This window comes from Mangrovibacterium sp., from assembly GCF_059905295.1.
Map to the genome: position 1 here is coordinate 1 of NZ_JBZQJF010000006.1, position 22,332 is coordinate 22,332.

A 22,332-nucleotide genomic window follows, 5' to 3' on the forward strand; every position below is an offset into this window, starting at 1 on the left:
ACCATATCGCCGGCAGCGTAAATATCCGAATCCGAAGTTTGCAGCTTGCTGTTGACCAACAACCCACCGGCATCTCCAATTTCCAAACCGGCATCTTTGGCCAATTGTAATGTTGGGCGCACTCCAATTGAAAGCAAGACCATGTCGGCATTCAGTGTTTGTCCATTTTCCAGTTCCACCGATCTTGGGTTGATCTTAGTAACCGCGTTTTCGGTATGTACACCTACGCCATAAGCTTTCAGCTCGCGGGTAATAAAGCCGGCGATTTCAGCTTCCATGATGGACATGACGTGCTGCATCTTTTCCACTACATGTACTTTTAGGCCTCTTTTTACCAGAGCTTCTACCATTTCCAGTCCAATGAATCCACCACCTACAACTACCGCTGTTTTTGGGGCTTTATTATTCAGGTGATTGTCGATTTTGTCCATATCGTCCAGAGTCCACAGACTAAAAACATGGTCGGCATCAGCTCCCGGTATTTCCGGTTGAATTGGTCGGCCTCCCTGGGCTAATATGAGTTTGGTGTATTCGAATGTATTTTTTGCACCGGTGCGGCTATCTGCTGTGTGGACCTTTTTACTGGTCCGGTCGATCGAATTTACCACGGTGTTGATGTGTACTTTTACCTGATATTGTTCGTCAAAGCTCTCGGGGCTCTGAAGAATCAATTTTGAGCGGCTGTCGATATCTCCCGCAATGTAATAGGGTAGTCCGCAGTTGGCGAACGAAATATCCGGGCCGGCTTCGAGCATTGTAATTTGCGCATCGGGCGACAAGCGCCGTGCTTTTGCTGCAGCCGTTGCTCCGGCTGCAACTCCTCCAATGATTAAAATCTTTTCCATTGTGTTGCTATTTTTTGTTATTTCAATCGATTTGTTCATATATCTAAATATATCGATGCGAAAATAAAGAACTTTCTTTAACTGCATGTATTGGAAGAAGAATGTTGCATTACTGCTTAACCTTGAGTTAACTCTTCGATGTTCTTTCGCCTGATTTATTGAGTTTTTGTGTTTGCAACAAGAGATCAGATAAAGACGCTAAATGGTTGATTCTAGTATAAAATTGAGTGTTTTTTTGGGTTGAGCAAAAACTACTGGTAATCAACGATCGAAAAATTGGGGTTATGAGAGAGGTCCTGAGCCTCTTTTCTTTTATGAAAGGTTACTGCTCTAAATCTCTCGATGCTCTGAATACAGCAAAATTTCTTTAAGTCAATCAAGGGGTATGCATTTAAAGCAATTCGCGTAGTAGCTCATCAGCATTCAGTCCTTCTATTTCCAGTTCGGCTTGCATTAGGCTGAGGGCTGGTTGCAACACATCGTAAGCATGATTTTTCTCGCGCAGCATTTCTGTTAGTTTGAAAGTCAATTCTTCCGATATGGGACCTTCCCATTCCGATTGTACGATCTTTCCTTTGGCGATGGATAGAGTCACTTTCAGCTCGCCCTTCGCTGTTTTAATCGAGTTGCGGTAAGTGTATTTGGGCGAATAGCCATAGATCCATTCCCATTGGCAATATTTTTCGTCGCGCAGAATTTGAATGGCTGCTTTGTCGGTATCGGTAAGTTCGGTAAACTGATAATCCGGGAAGCTTTTTGCGATTGTGTCGAACATGAAATCACCGAATTCGGTAACCGTCATCGGTTTGGGTAGGTGGTCGGCAATGTTGGTCACCACACTTCGGTTCGATTGAACAGCCTTGTCTTCGAAGCGAGAAAGATCAACTTTCAGTGCATTCTTCAATTTTTCCAAATGACTGTCGAAAAGTAAGGTCCCATGGTGTAAAACCCGTTTGCGGTAAACATGTTGGGCATTCCCCGAAATCTTTTTACCATCCAGGATGAGGTCGTCTCGTTTGCTGCTCGAAACTTCCAGACCGAGCTTTTCCAGCGCTTCTTTCACCGGTTGCAGGAAGGTTTTGTAGTTTACCTCTTCAATCTTTTCAACCTTACGCATGAAAGTAAAATTGAGGTTTCCCGGGTCGTGAAAAACGGTTCCACCGCCCGACAAACGACGCGCCACTTTAATCTGGTTTTCCTTCACATAGCGGTGATTAATCTCGGCCAGTGCGTTTTGGTGTTTCCCTACAACAATGGAGCTTTCACTACTCCAAAGCATGAAAATATCCTCTTCAAAATTCTTCAGTAAATATTCTTCCGTCGCCAGGTTAAAGTAGGGATCGGGGTGATTCAAGTGAAAACAAAGTACAGTCATTCGGTAAAGCTTAATCGGTTTTCACAAACAGCGAAAAGCGCATTTTGTTGCAAAGATAATCCATGCGTCTTAAAATCGGTCTATTTAAAACTCAAGGATAACCCCCAAAGTCGGGAGCACTGTTCCCGAACTGTCTTTTACACGTTTCAGGACGTAGCGGGTGCCGTTGTCGGTCGTCAGGTAGTTGCCCGCCAAGTCAGTTTCGCGCACAAGGATGTCCTGGTTTTCATTTTTGAAATTGTAAAAATTTTGGAAATCAAGATAGAATTTAGCGGTCATTTTCTTCCAGTAGTAGGCTTTGTCAATGCGCAAATCCAGTTGATGGAAGGCCTTAAATCGCTTGGTATTCCACAGGTTGGTATTGTGATATGGACCATTGTTGGCATTCCAGGCTTCTATGAGCGACGAGCGATCCATATCCCAGGGCGTGTAAGGCAAACCGCCCACAAAGCGCCAGCGTGCACCAACTTGCCAGTTACATTTCATCTTTTTTGTTGTTGTGATGACCAACACATGACGGCTGTCCCAGCTCGATGGAATCATGCGACCGTTTTTATCTTCAAACTCGCTGCGCACAAAAGTGTACGACAAGTTAAAATTGAATTTACCCGGCGTTGAATAGCGGGCTTGCAGCTCGGCACCGTAAGCTCTGCCATTTGATACAGAGCTTACTTCTTCGTTCCCGATAACTCCGTAGTCGGCTCCAAGGTTGGCCAGCGAAATGGAATCGTTTACCGAAAATGGGTAGTGGGCATAATCTTTTAGGAAGCCTTCCATGCTTAAGAATAGGTTGGGTTGAGGTTGAAAAGATATCCCCACGATATAGTGGTTGGCCCGGATGTATTTCAATCCGTTTTGCTTGTTTATGTAGGTTCCGTTTTTTTGGTAGCCAAGCGCTGTGTAAGGCGGCAGCTGATAATAACGCCCCGTGTTGAGGTTGATACTCCAATCGGGCCTTAGTTTCCACGATGCTGAAAACCGGGGTGAAAACTGATCAAACGGTGAATTCATGTTCGTTGAGTAGCTGTTCGCATCCATCCGAATACCGAGGCTTAAACTTAGTCGGTCGTCGAACAAAAGCTGGCTTGCCTGCCCAAAGAGGCCCCATTTGATGAAGTTGAGCTTAGTATCGTAATTCACTTGCAGCGATCCATCTTCGTAATAGCGGGTTTGCCGGGTCGAGTTAGTATAGTGCACAAAGTCGATATTGCCACCGAAGACGATTTTCGAGCCTCCCGAACGGATGGTATTCTCGTAGCGGAGCTTATTCTCTGCTTCCTGAGATTGGTAATCCAGCGTTTTGTTGGCTTCTGAGCTTTTATCATTGTCCAGGTATTTTTCGGCCTCGTTGCTCAACTGGTTTCTACTGATTACAAAAGTTTGATAGCCGTTCTCATTGTATCGCTTGTAAACCGCACCAATGGTGTACGACCATTGCCTGGTATCCGGGAGTTGTGCTAAAATGTATTGCTGTTGTTCATCCGGATTCTTTAGATCGATATTCAATTTGGAGATATCATATGCCCCCAATCCGATCAGGCTGATCTCATTTTTCGGATCTATGCGGGTTTTTATCTTAAACTGAAGGTCGTTAAACGTGGGGAGAAAGGGCATATCAAGTAAACCAAAGAGTAACTGAAGGTACGACCGGCGCGCTGAAACGATGTAGGTTGTTTTGTTGCCAATTGGACCGTCAGCCGTACCGCTAACTTCGGATGCTCCAACCGAAGCCTGCCCGCGAAAGCGATCGCTGTTGCCATCCACCAAGGAGAATTCAAAAACGCCGCTGAGAGCATTTCCTCGGTCGGCAGGAAAAGCACCCGAATAGTACTCAACCTCACGCAGCAAGTCTGCATTGATGATGCCAACCGGTCCTCCCGAAGCCCCTTGCGTGGCAAAGTGATTGATGTTTGGAACCTCAACTCCATCTAAATAGAAACGACTTTCAGATGGGCCTCCGCCCCGAATAATAATGTCGTTTCGGAAAGCCGGAGTGGACTGTACCCCGGCAAATGACTGAATAACCTTCGAAATATCGCGGTTGGCTCCAGGGCTGCTCTCAATTTCCGATAACCCAATTGTTTTCAACGAAAGCGGACTTTCCTCGGTGGTTCGAAAACGCGATGCGGCTACTGTAATTTCCTCTAGCTGTGTGTTGTTTTTCTCAATGGCAATTTCCAAATGTGCTGTTTTGGCATTGCTGATTTCCACTTCGGAGGAAAGCGTGTTTCTATAGCCGATCAGCGAAACTTCAACCCGAATAAAACCCGGTTGCAAACCTGAGAATTTGAACTGCCCGTTTTCGTTGGTAATAGTTCCGATTGTTGTGCCGGCAATTATCACCTTTGCAAACGGCACGTCTTGGTTGTTGTTTGAGTCGTAAACTTGACCCTGTAAACTACCTTGCTGTGCCTGGCTAACCGAAAAGCTTAGTAGAAATACTATAAAGAGGCAAATTGTTGCAATTTCTTGGCGGCTCATAGCTCGTGTCGTTATTCTTATTGTTGTGTAAATGATCAATGAATAAGCTGTATTACAAATTCCTGCTTATCTTTGAGATATTAACCCCAATACTTCTTATTTTGTTTATTTATTGATTAAAAAGATTAAACAAAAATAGATTTGTTCTTCGAGGGATAAGTTTAATAGAAAATGAAACGATGCGAGTAGTAATTCAACGTGTTTCTTCGGCATCAGTAACCATCGATGGCAAAGTAAAAGCTGCCATTGATAGAGGACTACTGATTTTGTTGGGAATTGTAGATGCCGATACGAATGAAGATATTGATTGGTTGGTGAAAAAGATTTGTCAACTTCGGATATTTGATGATGAGAATGGTGTGATGAATAAATCGATAGAAGATATTGGCGGAGATGCCCTTGTAATTAGTCAGTTTACGCTGCATGCAAGCACTAAAAAAGGGAATCGACCGTCGTATATTCGGGCATCGAAACCCGACTTTGCTGTACCAATGTATGAGAAGTTCCTGCAGGCTATGGAGGATAAGCTTGCTCGCAAAATTGGTAGTGGCGAATTTGGTGCCGACATGAAAGTTCAACTGCTGAATGACGGACCGGTAACCATTATCATCGACTCGCAAAATAAAGATTTTTAGGAATGTTAAACATGGATTCCTTAACTTCGTATAACTAAACGATCAGAAGTGATGAACGAACATGAACTGAAAAACTCGCCGGTAAGCATTCCGGAAGCTCAACAGCTGGTTGACAAATGGATTCGGACAATTGGGGTGCGTTACTTTAGTGAGTTAACAAACCTGGCAATTTTAACAGAGGAAGTAGGGGAGTTGGCACGGATTATGGCTCGTACGTATGGTGATCAGTCGTTCAAGAAATCGGATTTGGGAAAAGACCTGGGAGAGGAAATGGCCGATGTGCTTTGGGTTTTGATCTGTTTGGCCAACCAAACCGGGGTCGACCTGAATGAGGCTTTTTTAAAGAGCATCGAAAAGAAAACCAAGCGGGACAAAGACCGCCATCAGAATAATTCAAAATTAAAATAAAGAGCGATGACGATTCAGGCTGAACTAGCTGCGATTAAAGTAAAAGCAGCAACGAATAACACTCGTGATATGCAACAATTGGCATTTTCATGTATCGATCTGACCACCCTCAATTCAACAGATACGGTAAGCCATGTAAAAGCGTTTGCCGGCCGGGTGAATGATTTTTATAATGATTATCCAACGATGCCCAATGTGGCTGCCATTTGTGTTTATCCCAATATGGTTCGTAGTGTAAAGGAGGTGCTGACTGTTGAGGAGGTTAACATTGCTGCAGTTGCTGGAGGTTTTCCTTCAAGTATGACTTTTATTGAAATGAAGGTGAAGGAAGCCAAAATGGCTGTCGAGTTAGGTGCAGACGAGATTGATATTGTGCTTCCTTTGTGGGCTTACCTGGATGGAAACAAGCTGATTTGTACCGAGGAGATTGTCACCATAAAAGAGGCAATTGGTGAGGTTCATCTGAAAGTTATTCTGGAAACCGGTGCTTTGGCTGAACCTGAAAAAATTCATCATGCATCAATGTTGGCGATGGAGGCTGGGGCTGATTTTATCAAAACATCAACTGGAAAAATGAGCCCTGCGGCAACACCCGAGGCTGCCATTGTCATGTGTCATGCCATTAAAGATTTTTGGATGAAAACAGGTAAACAAATTGGATTTAAACCAGCTGGGGGAATCTCTACAACTGAAGATGCTATTCTTTACTTCACGATTGTGAAGGAAATTCTGGGAGAAGAATGGATGAATCCTAAGCTATTCCGGATTGGCGCAAGTCGCTTAGCCAATAATTTACTTGGTGATTTATTGGGTGAAGAGATTCAGTACTTTTAGAAAATAGTGAACTAGTATAAGCTCATAGCGTCATCTTTAAAGGAAGGCGCTTTTTTCTCCTTTTAACTAACGGATCCAAATACAGTAGCTGGAATTCCGACATTTCTGATTGAAAATGGGTCTTTGAACTTGAATATTAATCGATAAAATCGAAAAATTCCTTTAATTTGTCAAAACAGGAAGTAAGGTATGGCAGATATGAATGACATCTTTCAGAAAATTGGTACGACTCAAACGCTGAGTCAGAAAATTGAGCGTAACATTGAGCGTGCTATTCGGGAAAAGAAATTACCTATAGGCTCGAAACTACCATCGGAAAGAGAGCTGTGTGAAATGTTCGCGGTAAGTCGCACCGCACTGCGGGAGGCTTTGCGCCGACTCAGTGCGCGGGGGTTGATCGAGATCCGCAAAGGGAGCGGGATGATTGTAAAGAAGATCAATATGAAAGATGCGATCGACTCGTTGAATTTGTATTATGATCTTAAATTCGACATGAATTTGATTACACAGATTATTGAACTTCGTTTGGCTTTTGAACCCGAAATTGCGAAAATGGCCGCGATGAACAGGAACGAAGAAGACCTTAAAAACCTGGAAACCAACTTGGCTGAATTTGCTTCTTGTGATCCGGATAACACACAGCTGGAGTCTGATTTAGATAATAAGTTTCACCTGACAATGGCACGAGCAACAGGTAATCCTTTTGTTATTGTGACTATGGAGCCGGTACATAACCTGCTACCGCGAATGCGTAACTTCATTTATGCCAATATTGAAGGGGAAAAGGAAATTACCCTGGGCTATCATAAAGAGATTGTGAATGCTATTCGCGAGAAAGATGCTGACCGGGCCTATGAAAAGATGCAGGCACATATCGGGCGAAATATGCAGGTGTATAATAAGTTTCTGAAAAGCAACGAAGGTTAGTTGCTTTTATTCTTCTTTTCGGTAGGCCTGGAGCACTTTGTTGACTGATCCGTGTAGCAAAAGCAATCGTTTTGATTTTTCTTCATCAAAGCCAAGTTCTTCCATGATCATCAGGGTGCCACGGTTAACCAGTTTCTTGTTGGTTAACTGCATATTGATCATTCGGTTACCTTTTACCCGACCTAATTTAATCATTAAGGACGTTGTAATCATGTTTAAAATAAGTTTCTGGGAAGTTCCGGATTTCATGCGGGTACTTCCGGAAACGAATTCCGGTCCAACAACTGCTTCAATCGCAATCTCTACACTCCGGGATAATTCGCAATCCGGATTGTTTGTGATGCAACCGGTTAAGATGCCTTTCTCGCGGGCTTTACTCACTGCACCAATCACATAGGGGGTTCGTCCTGATGCCGCAATCCCAATGACCGTATCTAATTCGTTGATCTTGTAATTTTGTAAGTCTTGCCAGCCTAAATCGAAATTATCCTCAGCTGATTCCACGGCTTTCCGGATCGCCTGATCGCCCCCCTGCAATAAGACCAATAACGATATCGTATCCAACACCATAGGTTGGTGGTATCTCGGAGGCATCCAAAATGCCAAGTCGGCCGCTGGTCCCTGCACCCACGTAAAATAAACGGCCTCCTTTTTTCACCCGTTCAACCATCTGTTCAACCAACTTTTCAATTTGGGGAATCGCTTTGTGAACAGCCGGCAATACCTTCTTATCTTCCTCGTGAATATCTTCTAATAATTGCCTTACCGACTTTTTCTCGAGGTCGTTATACAGAGACTCAGATTCTGTGATGCTGTTACTCGTCATAAATAATGGCTCTATTTTTGGTATAACCCGTTTTGATTAATAGCTTATTTAGTACGGCATTCTAAAACCGTATACGGTCTTTTGTATGACCACTGATTCATTTTTTGATGAATAAATCAAAAGAAGGTTGGGTGTATGAGCTCTATCGGCCAGTTTTAAATCCCGGACTTTACTTGAAATTAGTTTGAAGAACTCAATTTCTTAACTCCTCTTTAGACAAAAATAGATCTTCAGGTTGAATTTAATAATTTATGTAACATGTATTACAAGTATCTTCAAGTTTATTTAACTTTTGGCAATTCTTGTGATTCGTTTGTTATGATCATTGATTATTGCAGGAACAAGAGATTGAAAAATCAAATTGTTTGTTGTTTTATCGGCGTTTCCTTTGTCTTTTGGGTTTAGAATTGATTTTAATTCTTATCAGTCGCTTTGAAATGCTGTTTTTAGTTGTCTTTTTGATAGTATGTTGGCTTGTTTCTATTTCAAGTCTACTGGATTCATTATTTTTTTCTGACTTTCTTTCAAATATCATGATTTAGCAATTTTGAATTTTTATTTTTGTGAGATGTCATACAGATAATCATGAAAAAAAGATACTTCATTTTAATTCCGGCCGCAGCGATTGTTGCCTTTTTAGTGCTTACCTCACTTCGAAGTAATACGCGGAAGTCTGCCTCTTCGGGTTCGGGCTTTCCCTTTTATGCTAGTACAAAAATGATTGGAATGAATAAGTTTGACTTATCCGCGGGGGAATCCGATTCATTAAAAGAGATTCGCAAGCGTACCCGCCTGGATTTTTCTTTAAGCAGGGAGCAAGTAAAGGACCAACTACGCTCAACTTTTGGTGAGGTGTCTGATTCCATGATGGAGAAATGGGAGCAATCAGGAAAGCTTGAGATGAAGGTTATAGACGGTGAGGAATGTTATTTTGCGAATGCAGTTTCGAATTTGAGACGTTTACTTGCTTTTGACTCCGGCAAGTCTCAGACCAGTGCATTTAATGCAAGAGATTCACAGTTGGATTCTTTTCGACTTGATCACACGCAACAAGTAATCGCTGCCTCGAATAATTCATCAACTCCGGTAATGCCTCAGGACATGGTCATAAAGTACAGCCTGACGGTTAAAGCGAATGTTGTTCCGGAAGGTACAACCTTGCGCTGCTGGTTACCGGTGCCACGGGAAGGGATTACTCGACAAAAGAATTTTAAGATCATTGATTCGGAGCCGAAGAAGTATCTGTTGGCTTCGAATGATCACCTGCAGCGGACAATTTATATGGAAAAAAAGGCGATTCAGGATCAACCTACAGAATTTTCAGTGAAATATCAGATTCAAACGGCCGCTCAGTATTTCAGTTTGAGTCCGGTCGATGTATTGCCTTATGATACCACTAGTGCTGTTTATATGCACTATACGAAGGAGCGTCCGCCTCATATTGTTTTTTCCCAAAAAGTAAAATCGTTGGCAGCCCGGATTGTTGGTGACGAAACCAATCCATTGAAAAAAGTTGAGCGGATTTATAAATGGATCAACGATTCAATTCCATGGGCCAGTGCACTTGAATATAGTACGATGGCTTGCATTCCTGATTATGTTTTGAAGTATAGACATGGTGATTGTGGTATGCAAACCTTTTTGTTTATGAGTTTAGCTCGTTCGCAGGGAATTCCGGTAAAATGGCAAAGTGGCTTCATGTTGCATCCCGGTCATGTTAATTTGCACGATTGGTGTGAGGTTTTTTATGAAGGAGTGGGCTGGGTTCCATTGGATCAATCGTTTAAGTTGCAAAAGACAGATGATCCGAAAGTTCGTGAATTTTATGTGCATGGGATTGATTCTTATCGATTGATTGTGAATGACGATTATGAGCAGGAGTTATTTCCGCCAAAACACTTCATGAGAAGTGAACCTTATGATTTTCAGCGAGGTGAAGTTGAGTGGGCTGGGGGTAACCTGTATTTTAACGACTGGAGCTGGCATATCGATGTTGATGATCAATCGGCGAATTGATTAATCTTTTACATCTTTGTATAATAACCTTGTAACAAACAACCAACTGCTGATGAGTACTGCACTGATTGCGATAATAATTCTGATATTTTTTGCTGTATTGATGGGCGTTTCCTGGTTTACTTCCCGGAATGCCGATAGTGAAACTTTCTTTACAGGAAACAGGCGGTCGCCCTGGTACCTGGTGGCCTTCGGGATGATTGGCTCGACGATTTCGGGTGTAACCTTTATCTCGGTGCCGGGAGAAGTGGGCAATTCGGCCTGGACCTATCTGCAATTTCTGCTTGGTAACTTTTTGGGTTACTGGATTATTGCGTTGGTACTAATCCCCCTGTATTATCGCTTAAATCTGGTCTCAATTTATACCTATCTTGACGAACGTTTTGGCGTACGATCCTATAAAACGGGGGCTTTTTTCTTCTTGGTTTCCCAAACCATTGGCGCTTCATTTCGCTTGTATTTGGCCGCAGGTGTTTTGCAGCTGGCATTCTTCAATGATCTGGGGATTCCTTTTGCCGTGACCGTTTTAATTACTTTATTCCTGATATGGATTTATACTTATAGGGCTGGTATTAAAACCGTAGTTTGGACCGATTCGCTGCAGACGCTATTCATTCTTGGAGCTATTGGGATAACAATCTGGGTAATTTTGAAACAGCTCAACCTGGACTTTGGTGATATGTTCAAGGTGGTTGATCAGCATCCTTACAGTCGGATCTTTGATTGGGATTGGAAATCGAAAACTAATTTCTTTAAACAGTTTCTGGCTGGTGTTGGTATTGTTTTGACAATGAATGGTTTGGATCAGAATATGATGCAGAAGAACCTGACTTGTAAAACGCGCAAAGATGCTCAAAAGAATATTTACTGGTTCAGTTTTGCCTTTATCATTGCGAACATCTTTTTCTTGTCGCTGGGGGTTTTGTTGTATTATTATGCTCAGCAAAAAGGGATTGATTTACCTGCTCGTACCGATGATTTATTTCCTTTACTGGCAATGAAATATTTTGGTCCGGTGGCCGGAGCTTTGTTCTTACTCGGGATTTTGTCAGCTGCCTACTCCAGTGCCGATTCGGCCCTGACTGCTCTTACTACCTCGTTTTGTATCGACTTTCTAAATATGGATCCGACTGCTGCCAAAAGTAAACGTACCCGAATGCTGGTGCATGTTGGTTTTTCGTTCCTGATGTTTTTAGTGATTGTCGTTTTCCGGATTATTAATAACGAAAGTGTTGTGTCGGCCGTTTTTCGGGTAGCCGGATATACCTATGGGCCACTCTTGGGCCTTTTTGCATTTGGGATAGCTACTAAACGTCAGGTAAAAGATCGCTTTGTTCCGGTAATCGGTTTGCTTTCCCCGCTTATAACCTACATTTTAAATGCTAATTCAGAAGCTTGGTTTTTCGGCTATAAGTTTGGTTTTGAGTTATTGCTGGTTAATGGTTTCATCATGTTTATGGGGCTTTTGTTAGTTACCCGAAAAGAATAGAGCAGACCTAGAATATCGCCGGGTCGTAGATTGTACCCAGCAAGACTTTTTTGCCAGCGCCTGTAACTGCTGGTAAGTTTCCATGTTGGTGCGTCAACCGGCGCATTGCCAGCCATGCAAAGGCAATCGCTTCAACCCATTGGGGATGAACTCCTAATTTACCTGTTGTGCTCACTTTTACACCCTTAAGATGAAACTGCATTCGTTCGATGAGGTATGTATTGAACGCACCTCCACCGCAAACATAAAGTGCCTCTGTTTCTGGAGCAGTATGGAGGATTGCATTGGCTACAGATTTAGCTGTTAATTCCAAAAGAGTTGCCTGGATGTTTTCTTCTTTTTGTTCCGGAAATTTGGCAATGATATTCTCAAACCAGTTTAGGTTGAATAATTCCCGTCCTGTGCTTTTGGGTGGGGCAAGTTTGAAATAAGGCTCCTGCATCATTTCTGTAAGTAGCGGTTCGATGATCTTTCCGGATCTGGCCCATGCTCCGTTTTTGTCGTAGTAAAGCCCTTTCGATTGTTTTATCCAGCTATTCATCAGGCAATTGGCAGGGCCGGTGTCGAAACCGATGACTTTATCTTCTTCATCCGCCAGTATAGTAATGTTGGCAATACCACCAAGATTTAGTATACATCGTTTTTCCGAGGCATCCTTCAAATAATATTGATGGAATGCCGGTGTCAAGGGGGCTCCGCCTCCGCCAACAGCCATATCCATTCGTCTGAAATCTGTTACTGTACGAATACCTGTTTTCGCGGCAATCAGGTTTCCGTCACCCAATTGCATTGTAAATGGGTAAGCTCCATCCGGTGAGTGAAATACGGTTTGTCCGTGGCAGCCGATTGCTTCAACTTCCGCCGCTGTAACGTTGGCTTTTTCCAGGAGCTCCTTTGTCGCTTGAGCGTAGCACAGTGCTAATTGGTGGTCGATTTCCCCGATCTTTATGAGGTTTGTTTGAAAGGAATTCACCAGATTGTCCAAATCTCTTTGAAGTGTTTCAGGGAAAGGGATCGTATGGTTGCCGATGTGTTGGAGCGTTTCGTTTTCGAATGCCACAAGTACCGCATCGATTCCATCCAGGCTTGTTCCTGACATGATGCCTATGTAGAACTTACTCATAAAAAGAAAATTATAGTGTATATTTAAAAACTATTTAAACTTACAGATAATTTGTCATACCACAGCCATTGTTTTAATCAAATCTTTGTTTTGTCACTTTTGAGGATTGCGATAAAATGCTTCTATATTCTAAAGGGAGCTATCTAAATGATGCTTTATCTTATTTTAGGAATGCAGAAAGTCTTTGTTAATAAATTTTTAAGAATATTGTGATTTTATAACTACTTTCGATTTGTCGTGTTGTAAGATGTAATACAAGTTGTAATATTGAAAGAAGAACAACGAGTCTTAAACTTATAATCGAGATTCCTATGAAAAAAATTTTCTTGTTTATTTTTTTAATGGCGTTTTTAATAAACGCCTTTGCTCAGGGGAAGATGGTCTCCGGAGTTGTGACGTCTGCCTCTGATGGCACTACCTTGCCTGGCGTAAACATATCTGTTAAGGGAACCACAAAAGGTACTGTCAGTGATATTGATGGGAAATATCATATTGAGGTTGCTGATGGCGATGTTTTACTCTTCTCATTTATTGGTATGAAAACTCAGGAAGTTAAGGTTGGCAGCAACGATGTTATAAATGTCCCGATGTTAGCCGATGCTTTGGGGCTGGATGAAGTTGTGGTAACCGGTGCAGGAGCACTCACAAAGAAGAAACAACTGGGTAATGCAATATCAACGATTCCGGCGATCGATATTCAGGAATCAGGTGCCATTAGTGTTGGAAGCGCCTTGTCGGGTAAGCTGGCAGGTGCCCAAGTGATGCAGAACTCTGGTAACCCGTCAGGTGGTATTTCTGTTCGGCTTCGCGGTGCAAGTACAGTACTGGGGAGCTCTGATCCGTTGTATATTATCGATGGTGTTGTTGTGAATAACGAATCACGCGAGTTGATCAATCTTGGAGGATACACGCAAAACCGCTTGGTTGATATTGAGCCACAGGATATTGAACGAGTTGAGGTGATTAAAGGTGCTGCCGCTGCTGCCATCTATGGTTCCCGTGCAAGTAATGGTGTTGTTCAAATCTGGACAAAAAGAGGACATTCCGAAAAGTTGGAAATCAATGTGAATTCTCAGCTTAGTGTATCTTCAGTTCGCAAGACTTTACCATATAATGATGTAAACCTCATTTGGGATGGCGATGTAACGACATCGACGAATGCTGACGGAACTCCAGTTAAGCGATACGATTACCAGGATCTCATATTCAGAACCGCTGTCGGAACGAAAAACTACGTTTCGCTTTCGAGGGCAAAGGGTGATACCCGGTATTTCTTTTCAGCTTCGCACTTTGATAATGAAGGAATTGTAAACGGAACAAACTTTAAGCGTTCGACTGCCCGTTTGCGGATTGATGATAAATTGACACCTTGGATGGATGTGAGTATAGGTACAAGCATCTCTTACAATACAAGCCAGAACCAGTTCAATAACGAGGATTTCAATTATGGACTTTTAACAAGCTTTTTGTTTGCCGATAATACGGTAGATATGCGGCCTTCTGATGGTGTGTATCCAAGTTTTGGATGGATTACTAATATACAGGAAGCGATTGACCTAGTTGACGCAACACAGATTAACAAACGAGCAATTACCGATTTCAAATTAGGACTGCATCCATTTAAAGGGTTCTCTTTGGACTATACTTTTGGTTACGACTACAGTAATTCGCTGGGAAAACTATACGTGCCGGTAGGTTTTAATACAACGCCACAAGGTGTGTCGCAAAAAGAAAGCCTGGATGAAATGAAGTTGAATAATGATTTGAATGCCCGCTACCTTTTTAACATCAGCGACAATTTGGTTTCAACAACCGCTGCAGGCTATAGTTTGCAATACGAAAAATACCAGATCCTATCCATATCTGCGGAAAATTTAATTCCGGCTGTTGAATCTTCAAACGCTGGAACTGTTACAGGAAGAAATGACTATATGGCGGAAAAGTCGATTCGGGGATATTATCTTCAGCAGACTTTTGGATACAAAGATAAGTTGTTTTTAACAGGAGCTGTTCGCGTAGATGAATCTTCGGTCTTCGGTGATGCGGAACGTCGGCAGACTTACCCCAAACTGAGTGGATCGTACGTTGTTTCAGACAACGATTTCTGGAAGGAAAGTACACTTGGTGATATTATGAATACTTTCAAGCTGCGCTCTTCGTGGGGGCAAGCGGGGAATATGACTGCAATTGAGGCTTACGATCGATACACAAACTACAGTACGGTTTCAATTAATGGAACAACAGGTTTGATCAAACCTTCGACTTTAGGGAATAAGGATGTGAAGCCGGAGAGACAAACAGAGTTTGAGGTTGGAACGGATATGGGTTTTCTGGATGGTCGATTGGGCTTGGAAATGACCTACTACAAACAAGATATTGAAGATTTGTTGCTGGAACGTACGCTTTCACCTTCAACCGGTGCAGGATACCGTGTTGAAAACGTTGGTACAATGACAAATAACGGGTTTGAACTATTGCTGAAAGCTGGAATCATTGCGAAAAAAGACCTGAGCTGGGATCTAACCGCAACCTTTAGTACAAACAAAAACAAGGTTGACGGAATTGAGGGAGATATTATCACGTATGCCTGGGGTGAATCGGCCGCCAAAAACGGTTATCCATTGGGCGTATTCTATGGCTACTACTATGCAAGAAATGATGATGGAAGTTTGTTGCTGACGTCTGATGGTCTTCCTCAGCGAGAGAAAGGGCATTATGAAAACAACGAACCGGTTGCAGAGCGTGATGCTAATGGCCAGCCAACGGGTGAAAACCTGAAAAAAGTAATTGGTGATCCAAATCCTGATTTTATCGCTTCGTTGATTAACGAGGTAAGGTATAAAAATTGGTCTTTCCGAATGCAGTTTGATGCTGTTCAGGGCAACGACGTTATCAGTTGGGATAAACGAATTTTGAACCGCTTCTCTGGTGGCGACGGTGCCGCAAAAGAATTGTTGGGCGAAAGACCTAAAGGATGGGGTGCCGCTGAGTATAGCATTTACGATTCATTCATCGAAAATGGGTCATTTGTAAAACTTCGTGAGTTGTCCTTAGGTTACCGGATTAAGCCGTCGGTTGATTGGTGCGAGTCCATCAAGTTGAGTCTGACTGGCCGCAATTTATTCTCATTCGATAATTATTATGGAATGGACCCCGAAGTTAACCGGGAAGGACAGTCGAATGTGGTTCGAGGTAATGATATGGCTAGTGTGCCAATTCCTAGAACTATCATTTTTGGTTTGAATGTTAACTTTTAAAATCCCGAAGAACTATGAAAAAAATATTAAAAAATATAGTGATGGGCTTGTTGGCTGTCAGTTTGTCGGCATGCGCCACTGAGTTTTCGAACCCAAACCAGCCCAATGAAGAGAACGCTTACAACAGTGTTGCCGGGTTCTACGCTGTTTGTGTTGGCCTGCGTACGCATTATTCGGTTACTTCCTTGCGCTATGTTATATACGTTCCGGGTATCACAACGCGTGAAATCGGAACAACCAGTACCTACCAAACACCGATGGACTTGTCATACGGAAGTACGTCGCTTACGAACATCAATACAGGTGTAGGAAGTTTGTGGTCTTCTTTGTTGAAAGATAAAGGTCAGGCTGAAAACCTGATCGCAAATGTGGATAATATCACCATGGAAGATGGAACGCGAAATGGTATTTTAGCGTTCGCGAAATATTTCAAAGCGCTATCGCTTTGTAATCTCTATCAGAATTTTGAAGAGGCTCCTTTGATGAATTCCGATAATGGCGATGCTGAGTTCTCGGATTTCGATGCGGGAATGACCGAAGTTGTGAATCTGTTGACCGAAGCGAAAAGTGCCGTTGCTTCCGGAATTTCTAGCGATTTTACCACTAATGTGCTTGGCAATATTGATCTGGAAAGCTGCATAGATGCTTTGTTGACCAGGGCGTATTTGTACCAGGGAGATTACACCAGTTGTATCAGCACAGCCCAAGACATTGACTTGACGCTTACATCAACTTTTGCATACGATAATGAGAATTATAACCCGGTATATGATTTTGCAGTTAACGGTTCTCCTTACTTGTTCCCGAAAGACAACTTCGGGTTGAAAGGTGACTACCTTCCTGCTGATGGCGATGGCCGTTACGACTTTTATTTAGCCGCTCCGGATACCGTTGAGTTGGAAGAGCTAGGAGGAGCAACGTTGAAACAAATTCAAGGTTTCTTTTCAACTTACAGTTCAGAAATACCGGTGTACCTGCCTGGTGAAATTTTGTTGAACATGGCGGAAGCCTATGCCCGTTCGAATGATTTGACTAAGGCAGTAACTTATTTGAATATGGTGCTAACAAAGACGGATGACGTTTATGGAGTAAATGCCGGGTTGGAGGATCAAACGGATTATTTGAGTTCCCTTTCACAAGCCGATCTGTTGGAGGAAATTTATAAAAACCGTTGTATTGAGCTGTTTTTTACAGGTCAGCGTTTGGCCGACAGCAGGCGTTTTCACCCTGGTTTGACAATCTCACCTTCTTCTGACCTGACAAGTGAGCGTAACCGGAATTACTACCCCTATCCGCAGGAAGAACGGGATAATAACCCTAATTGTCCGGATGATCCGGCAATTTAGCGGATCGTTTACCATATAAAGAGGTCGATAAAGATGCTTGGACTTGTTTCCATGGCATCTTTCTTGGCTTCCGGAGCATTGAAAGAATAAATAATTTAAAGGTTTAAATTTATTCAATGAAAACAACGCAGCGATATTTGGCATTAGATGTTCTTCGTGGAATAACCATCGTTGGGATGATCACGGTTAACAACCCGGGAAGTTGGGCTCACATTTATTCGCCATTGAGACATTCGGAGTGGAACGGATGTACACCGACGGATTTGGTTTTTCCCTTTTTCCTTTTCGTAGTTGGCGTGTCCATGTTTTTCTCGTTTTCGAAATATGGCCATGTTTTAAATAGGGAGTCGCTCATCCGGCTATCCAAGCGAACCTTATTGATTTTTGCCATCGGGCTGTTTATTAATTCCTTCCCGCAATGGCAAAAGGACTTCTCCCATGTTCGTATTATGGGAGTTCTACAGAGGATTGCAGTGGTGTACGGGATATCCTCGTTGATCGTTCTTGCAGCTGGGCGAAAGGCTTTACCGTGGATTACGGCAGCAATCCTGCTTGCTTATTGGGCAATTCTGTATTTCGGTGGAGGTGTGATGCCATACAGCCTCAAAGGAAACCTAACAATACCTTTTGATATGTCTATCTTGGGTGAAGCTCATATGTATAAAGGTTTTGGGATTCGTTTTGATCCGGAAGGCCTGTTGAGTACGTTGCCTGCTATTGGAACGGCTTTATTGGGCTACATGGCTGGACTACTTATTAAAAGCCGAGCCAAGGAGCAAGTTCCGTTGATGTTGATTATTGGGGGAGTCTTGGGCATTGCTTCCGGTTGGATCTGGGGGTTATTTTTCCCGATTAACAAGCCGCTTTGGACAAGTTCATATGTGCTTTATGCCGGAGGATGGGCGTCACTTGTTTTAGGTGTATTGGTCTGGCTAATCGACGTAAAATCATACGAAAAGTGGACTTCTTTTTTTGTGGTTTTTGGCAAAAACCCTTTGTTTATTTTTTCGCTTTCAACCTTGTGGGCTATTTCATTGATTCGACTCATTAAGCTAAAAACGCCGGACGGAGAACTACAAAACGGGTATCATTGGTTGTATACGCAAGTGTTCGAGCCTTTGGCGGGTCCCATTAATGGCTCCTTGTTATTTGCATTGGCCCATGTGCTACTTTTTTGGTTGATCGGATACGTGATGTATCGCAATAAAATATTTATCAAAGTATAGAAAATAAGATTACAAAGTTCGATCTGTTTGGATGGGCAGGCTTAAAATTTGACATTATGAAGAAACTGATCTTCCTGTTTGGAATATTATTTACAGTTGCCGGGCATTGTCTGGCTCAGTTTAACGAGCAAAACCCGGCGCAGGAGCAATGGGTTGATTCTGTATTTCAATCGTTGACACCGGATCAACGCATTGCGCAGTTGATTTGGGTGAATGCATATGCCAACGACAATGTTGAGGCGCAAATGAAGGTTGCTGACCTCATCAAAAAATACAATCTGGGTGGGGTAATCTTTTTTACCGGAAACCCAGAGAAACAAGTTGAATTAACCAACCTGTACCAGTCGATCGCTCAAACACCCCTGTTGATTGCGATGGACGCTGAATGGGGGGTCGGTATGCGACTATACGGAGTAACCAGCTTTCCCTATAATATGATGATGGGAGCATCCTACGATCCTGAATTAGTTGAGCAGGTGACCAACGAAATGGCACAGCAAATGAAGCGTCTGGGTGTTCAGGTGAGCTTCGGTCCGGTTGCCGATATCAACACGCAGCCATTGAATCCGATTATCGGGATGCGGTCTTTCGGAGAATCGCCCAAAGAAGTGGCAAAATTGAGTCTGGCATATGCGAAAGGATTGCAGAAGAATGGAATTATCGCGGTGGCAAAGCATTTTCCAGGGCACGGCGACACTCAAACTGACTCTCACCTGACCTTACCACTGGTCCCTTATGATCGGGCGAGATTGGATTCGGTAGAGCTCTACCCGTTTAAGCATTTGGTTGAAGAAGGAGTAACCGGTATTATGTCGGCGCATCTGCATGTGCCTCAGCTCGATGACCATGCCGGTATTCCTTCGAGCTTGTCGCCTAAAATTATCAATGGCATTCTGCGTGACGAATGGTCGTATGATGGCTTGGTGGTAACCGATGCGATGAATATGGGCGGAGCAAAAGCCTTTGGTGAGCCAGGTGAATTGGAAGCCCTGGCGCTGAAAGCAGGAAATGATGTTGTTGAGTTTCCAAAAGATTTTGTTGTTGCGATGGAAGGTATCAAAAAGGCATTGGATGACGGCACTTTGAGCTGGAATGAAATTGATACCAAATGTCGGCGGGTACTGGCCGCGAAATATTGGGCCGGGCTGGCCAGCTATTCCAGTCTTAGTACGAAGAATTTGATGGTCGATTTGAATAGTCCTCAGGTTGAATTAGCCAAACGAAAGATGATCGAGGCTTCCCTGACTTTGCTGGAGAATAAGGACGAAGTTTTGCCGCTGCAAGGACTGGATACCTTAAAGGTGGCTTGTGTTGCTGTTGGCAGAACTGAGGAGACTCCGTTTCAGAAGATGTTGGCGAAGTACATAAAAACAACCAACTTCTTTTTACCTGAACGATTTACCGCAGAAGAACTCGCTGATTTAAAGGAGAAGTTGAACGATTTCAACCTTGTAGTAGCCGGTATTCACCTGTACGAGGCCAAACGTCGTCACTCCATGGAGGTTGGCAACATGCAACCAATAAAGCCGAAGCGACCTTACGGCTTGACTGACCAAACCGAAGCCTTGCTGGATTATTTCGCAACTGAAAAGAAAACGATTGAGGTATTCTTTTCAAGCCCCTACGCACTGTCGGAGGTGAAAGACTTTAAAGCTCCGGCTGGACTCATCATGGCTTATCAGAACGATACATTGGTGCAGGAACTGTCGGCTCAGCTGATTTTTGGTGGTATTGGGGCTTCCGGGAAGTTACCGGTTTCGATTGGCGGCTACTACCATTTAGGTGATGGAATTCAACTGGACGGGGTTGGCAGACTGAAATATACCATTCCAGAGGAAGTGGGAATGAACAGCGCTCGTTTAAATGAGCGTATTGATTCGATTGTTTACGATGCCATTGCCCGCAAAGCAACTCCCGGATGTAGTGTGTTGGCTGCAAAGGATGGAAAGATCATTTTTCAAAAAACCTATGGCTACCATACTTACGATAAGCGAATCCCGGTCAAGGAAGATGATCTGTACGACTTGGCTTCTGTGACTAAAGTTTCGGCAGCAACAGCTGCCATTCTTAAACTGACTGATGAAGGGAAGATCGATTTAGATAATCGGTTTTCAGATTATTGGACAGATTGGAAAAGGGGCTTGTTTCATCGCTCGAATAAGCAGGATCTTGGATGGCGAGAGATCCTGGCCCATCGGTCAGGGCTGATTCCATACCTCCGTTACTGGAAAGAGACCATGAAAGGGGATGACCAGTTAATTGAAAAGTGGTATATGCCTCAAGCCGAAGATGGTTATGATTTGCAAGTTGCCCCGGGACTGTTTCTGAAAGACAAATTTAAGAAGATCGTGTACCGAGATATCCGCTTGTCGAAGATTAACCCTCCTGGGAAATATGTTTACAGCGGAATTACTTTCCTCCTTATTCCGGAGTTGACCGAAAAACTTTCCGGGGAAGCTTTTGTGGATTTTCTGGATGAAAATTACTACAAGCCACTTGGGGCCTATCATTTGACATATAAACCGCTGATGAAGTTTGATAGGGATCAAATTGTCCCAACTGAGTATGATTCGCTTTACCGCAAGCAGCAGGTTCAGGGTACTGTGCACGATGAGGCTGCTGCTGTTATGGGAGGGATTTCAGGCAATGCCGGCTTATTTTCGAATGCAAATGATTTGGCGAAGTTAGTGCAGATGTACATGCAAATGGGGAACTATGGAGGACACCGGTATCTGAGTGAAGGCACTATGAAGGATTTTACTAGCTATCAATATCCAGAAGAAGGTAACCGCCGGGGCCTTGGCTTTGATAAACCGTTGGTTGACAACGCTGATGTTGCTCCCGAGAAAAGTTACCCATGTCCTGGAGCCAGTCCGGAAAGTTTTGGACATTCAGGATTCACCGGTACATTTATCTGGGCTGATCCTAAGGATAAACTCATATACGTCTTCTTGAGTAATCGTGTGTACCCAACACGGGAAAATAATTTGTTGGGCAAGTTAAATGTCCGGACGAATATTCTTCAAGTATTCTACGACGAGATTAATGGCGATCTGTAATACATGTAAATTCCAAAAAATTCTTTTGTATTGTCGGAGAAATGCCCCAAAGATCTCATGGGTATTTGCTAAGGAATACAATAAGAGAGTAGAAAGTGTTAAAATTTTTAAGATAATTTGTAATACATCTTACAATGTGCTTGATTTATTGAATTGATCAATTAAATTTGATCATTGGTCAAGTGTTTTATTGTTGGTTCCGATATTAAAATTACAGATGATGAAGCAAAAAGGTCAAAATTGAGGCTTTGTAATAACAAAATATATAAAAAACCCATACTTACAATTTCCAATCCAGAACTTGAAATAGTTGCTGGTTTTTAGTTCTAACCAAAACAAAAGGTGTCTCATGAAAAAAAGATTGATTTTTCTCTTCCTTTCGTGTTTTGTCGCTATTATGGCAACAGCACAAAGCCGGACAATCTCTGGGATTGTACTGGAAAAAGCAAGCAAGGATCCGCTGCCCGGTGTTACGGTGCAGGAAA

At 42.9% G+C, this 22,332-nt stretch carries 16 protein-coding genes; 10 read left to right on the forward strand and 6 right to left on the reverse strand.

The window, feature by feature from the left end:
- The 3 genes from AC37HE_RS00235 to AC37HE_RS00245 all read right to left on the reverse strand — a co-directional run.
- A partial coding sequence (locus AC37HE_RS00235) for an NAD(P)/FAD-dependent oxidoreductase (protein ID WP_500780754.1) occupies nucleotides 1-845 on the reverse strand: 845 nt, incomplete at its 3' end.
- A 391-nt stretch (nucleotides 846-1,236) separates the two neighbouring features.
- Entirely contained in the window at nucleotides 1,237-2,220 is a 984-nt protein-coding gene (lplA, locus tag AC37HE_RS00240; RefSeq protein WP_500780755.1) for a lipoate--protein ligase, read from the reverse strand.
- 84 nt (nucleotides 2,221-2,304) lie between these two features.
- Nucleotides 2,305-4,701 (reverse strand): TonB-dependent receptor, encoded by a 2,397-nt coding sequence (locus AC37HE_RS00245; protein WP_500780756.1) that lies wholly within the window; start codon nucleotides 4,699-4,701, stop codon nucleotides 2,305-2,307.
- Nucleotides 4,702-4,880: 179 nt separating this feature from the next.
- Here AC37HE_RS00245 and dtd point away from each other — a divergent pair, with 179 nt between their 5' ends.
- From dtd to AC37HE_RS00265, 4 genes are all read left to right on the forward strand, one after another.
- Nucleotides 4,881-5,336 (forward strand): D-aminoacyl-tRNA deacylase, encoded by a 456-nt coding sequence (dtd, locus tag AC37HE_RS00250; RefSeq protein WP_500780757.1) that lies wholly within the window; start codon nucleotides 4,881-4,883, stop codon nucleotides 5,334-5,336.
- A 51-nt stretch (nucleotides 5,337-5,387) separates the two neighbouring features.
- Nucleotides 5,388-5,744 (forward strand): nucleotide pyrophosphohydrolase, encoded by a 357-nt coding sequence (locus AC37HE_RS00255; protein ID WP_500780758.1) that lies wholly within the window; start codon nucleotides 5,388-5,390, stop codon nucleotides 5,742-5,744.
- Between the two features lie 6 nt (nucleotides 5,745-5,750).
- Complete coding sequence (gene deoC / locus AC37HE_RS00260) at nucleotides 5,751-6,578, forward strand: deoxyribose-phosphate aldolase (RefSeq protein ID WP_500780759.1); 828 nt, start codon at nucleotides 5,751-5,753, stop codon at nucleotides 6,576-6,578.
- Nucleotides 6,579-6,767: 189 nt separating this feature from the next.
- On the forward strand, nucleotides 6,768-7,505 hold the full coding sequence (locus tag AC37HE_RS00265) for a FadR/GntR family transcriptional regulator (RefSeq protein ID WP_500780760.1): 738 nt from the start codon (nucleotides 6,768-6,770) through the stop codon (nucleotides 7,503-7,505).
- A gap of 6 nt (nucleotides 7,506-7,511) precedes the next feature.
- On the opposite strand, the gene AC37HE_RS00270 is transcribed toward AC37HE_RS00265, so the two are convergent.
- Entirely contained in the window at nucleotides 7,512-8,069 is a 558-nt protein-coding gene (locus tag AC37HE_RS00270) for an N-acetylmuramic acid 6-phosphate etherase (RefSeq protein ID WP_500780761.1), read from the reverse strand.
- Nucleotides 7,996-8,331, reverse strand: coding sequence for a hypothetical protein (locus AC37HE_RS00275; RefSeq protein WP_500780762.1), 336 nt, complete (start codon nucleotides 8,329-8,331; stop codon nucleotides 7,996-7,998). Before AC37HE_RS00275 ends, AC37HE_RS00270 begins: the two co-directional genes overlap by 74 nt.
- Nucleotides 8,332-9,057: 726 nt before the next feature.
- On the opposite strand from AC37HE_RS00275, the gene AC37HE_RS00280 reads away from it, so the two are divergent.
- Both AC37HE_RS00280 and AC37HE_RS00285 read left to right on the forward strand, forming a co-directional pair.
- Complete coding sequence (locus AC37HE_RS00280) at nucleotides 9,058-10,347, forward strand: transglutaminase-like domain-containing protein (protein WP_500780763.1); 1,290 nt, start codon at nucleotides 9,058-9,060, stop codon at nucleotides 10,345-10,347.
- Between the two features lie 52 nt (nucleotides 10,348-10,399).
- Nucleotides 10,400-11,836, forward strand: a complete 1,437-nt coding sequence (locus AC37HE_RS00285; RefSeq protein ID WP_500780764.1) for a sodium:solute symporter — start codon at nucleotides 10,400-10,402, stop codon at nucleotides 11,834-11,836.
- 7 nt (nucleotides 11,837-11,843) lie between these two features.
- Here AC37HE_RS00285 and AC37HE_RS00290 read toward each other — a convergent pair whose 3' ends face one another.
- Entirely contained in the window at nucleotides 11,844-12,959 is a 1,116-nt protein-coding gene (locus AC37HE_RS00290; protein WP_500780765.1) for an anhydro-N-acetylmuramic acid kinase, read from the reverse strand.
- 311 nt (nucleotides 12,960-13,270) lie between these two features.
- Here AC37HE_RS00290 and AC37HE_RS00295 point away from each other — a divergent pair, with 311 nt between their 5' ends.
- The 4 genes from AC37HE_RS00295 (at nucleotide 13,271) to AC37HE_RS00310 (ending at nucleotide 21,847) form a co-directional block, all read left to right on the forward strand.
- Nucleotides 13,271-16,216 (forward strand): SusC/RagA family TonB-linked outer membrane protein, encoded by a 2,946-nt coding sequence (locus AC37HE_RS00295; RefSeq protein WP_500780766.1) that lies wholly within the window; start codon nucleotides 13,271-13,273, stop codon nucleotides 16,214-16,216.
- Between the two features lie 14 nt (nucleotides 16,217-16,230).
- Nucleotides 16,231-17,562, forward strand: coding sequence for a RagB/SusD family nutrient uptake outer membrane protein (locus tag AC37HE_RS00300; RefSeq protein WP_500780767.1), 1,332 nt, complete (start codon nucleotides 16,231-16,233; stop codon nucleotides 17,560-17,562).
- 116 nt (nucleotides 17,563-17,678) lie between these two features.
- Nucleotides 17,679-18,788, forward strand: a complete 1,110-nt coding sequence (locus AC37HE_RS00305; protein ID WP_500780768.1) for an acyltransferase family protein — start codon at nucleotides 17,679-17,681, stop codon at nucleotides 18,786-18,788.
- A gap of 56 nt (nucleotides 18,789-18,844) precedes the next feature.
- Nucleotides 18,845-21,847 (forward strand): serine hydrolase domain-containing protein, encoded by a 3,003-nt coding sequence (locus AC37HE_RS00310; RefSeq protein WP_500780769.1) that lies wholly within the window; start codon nucleotides 18,845-18,847, stop codon nucleotides 21,845-21,847.
- Nucleotides 21,848-22,332 lie beyond the last annotated feature (485 nt).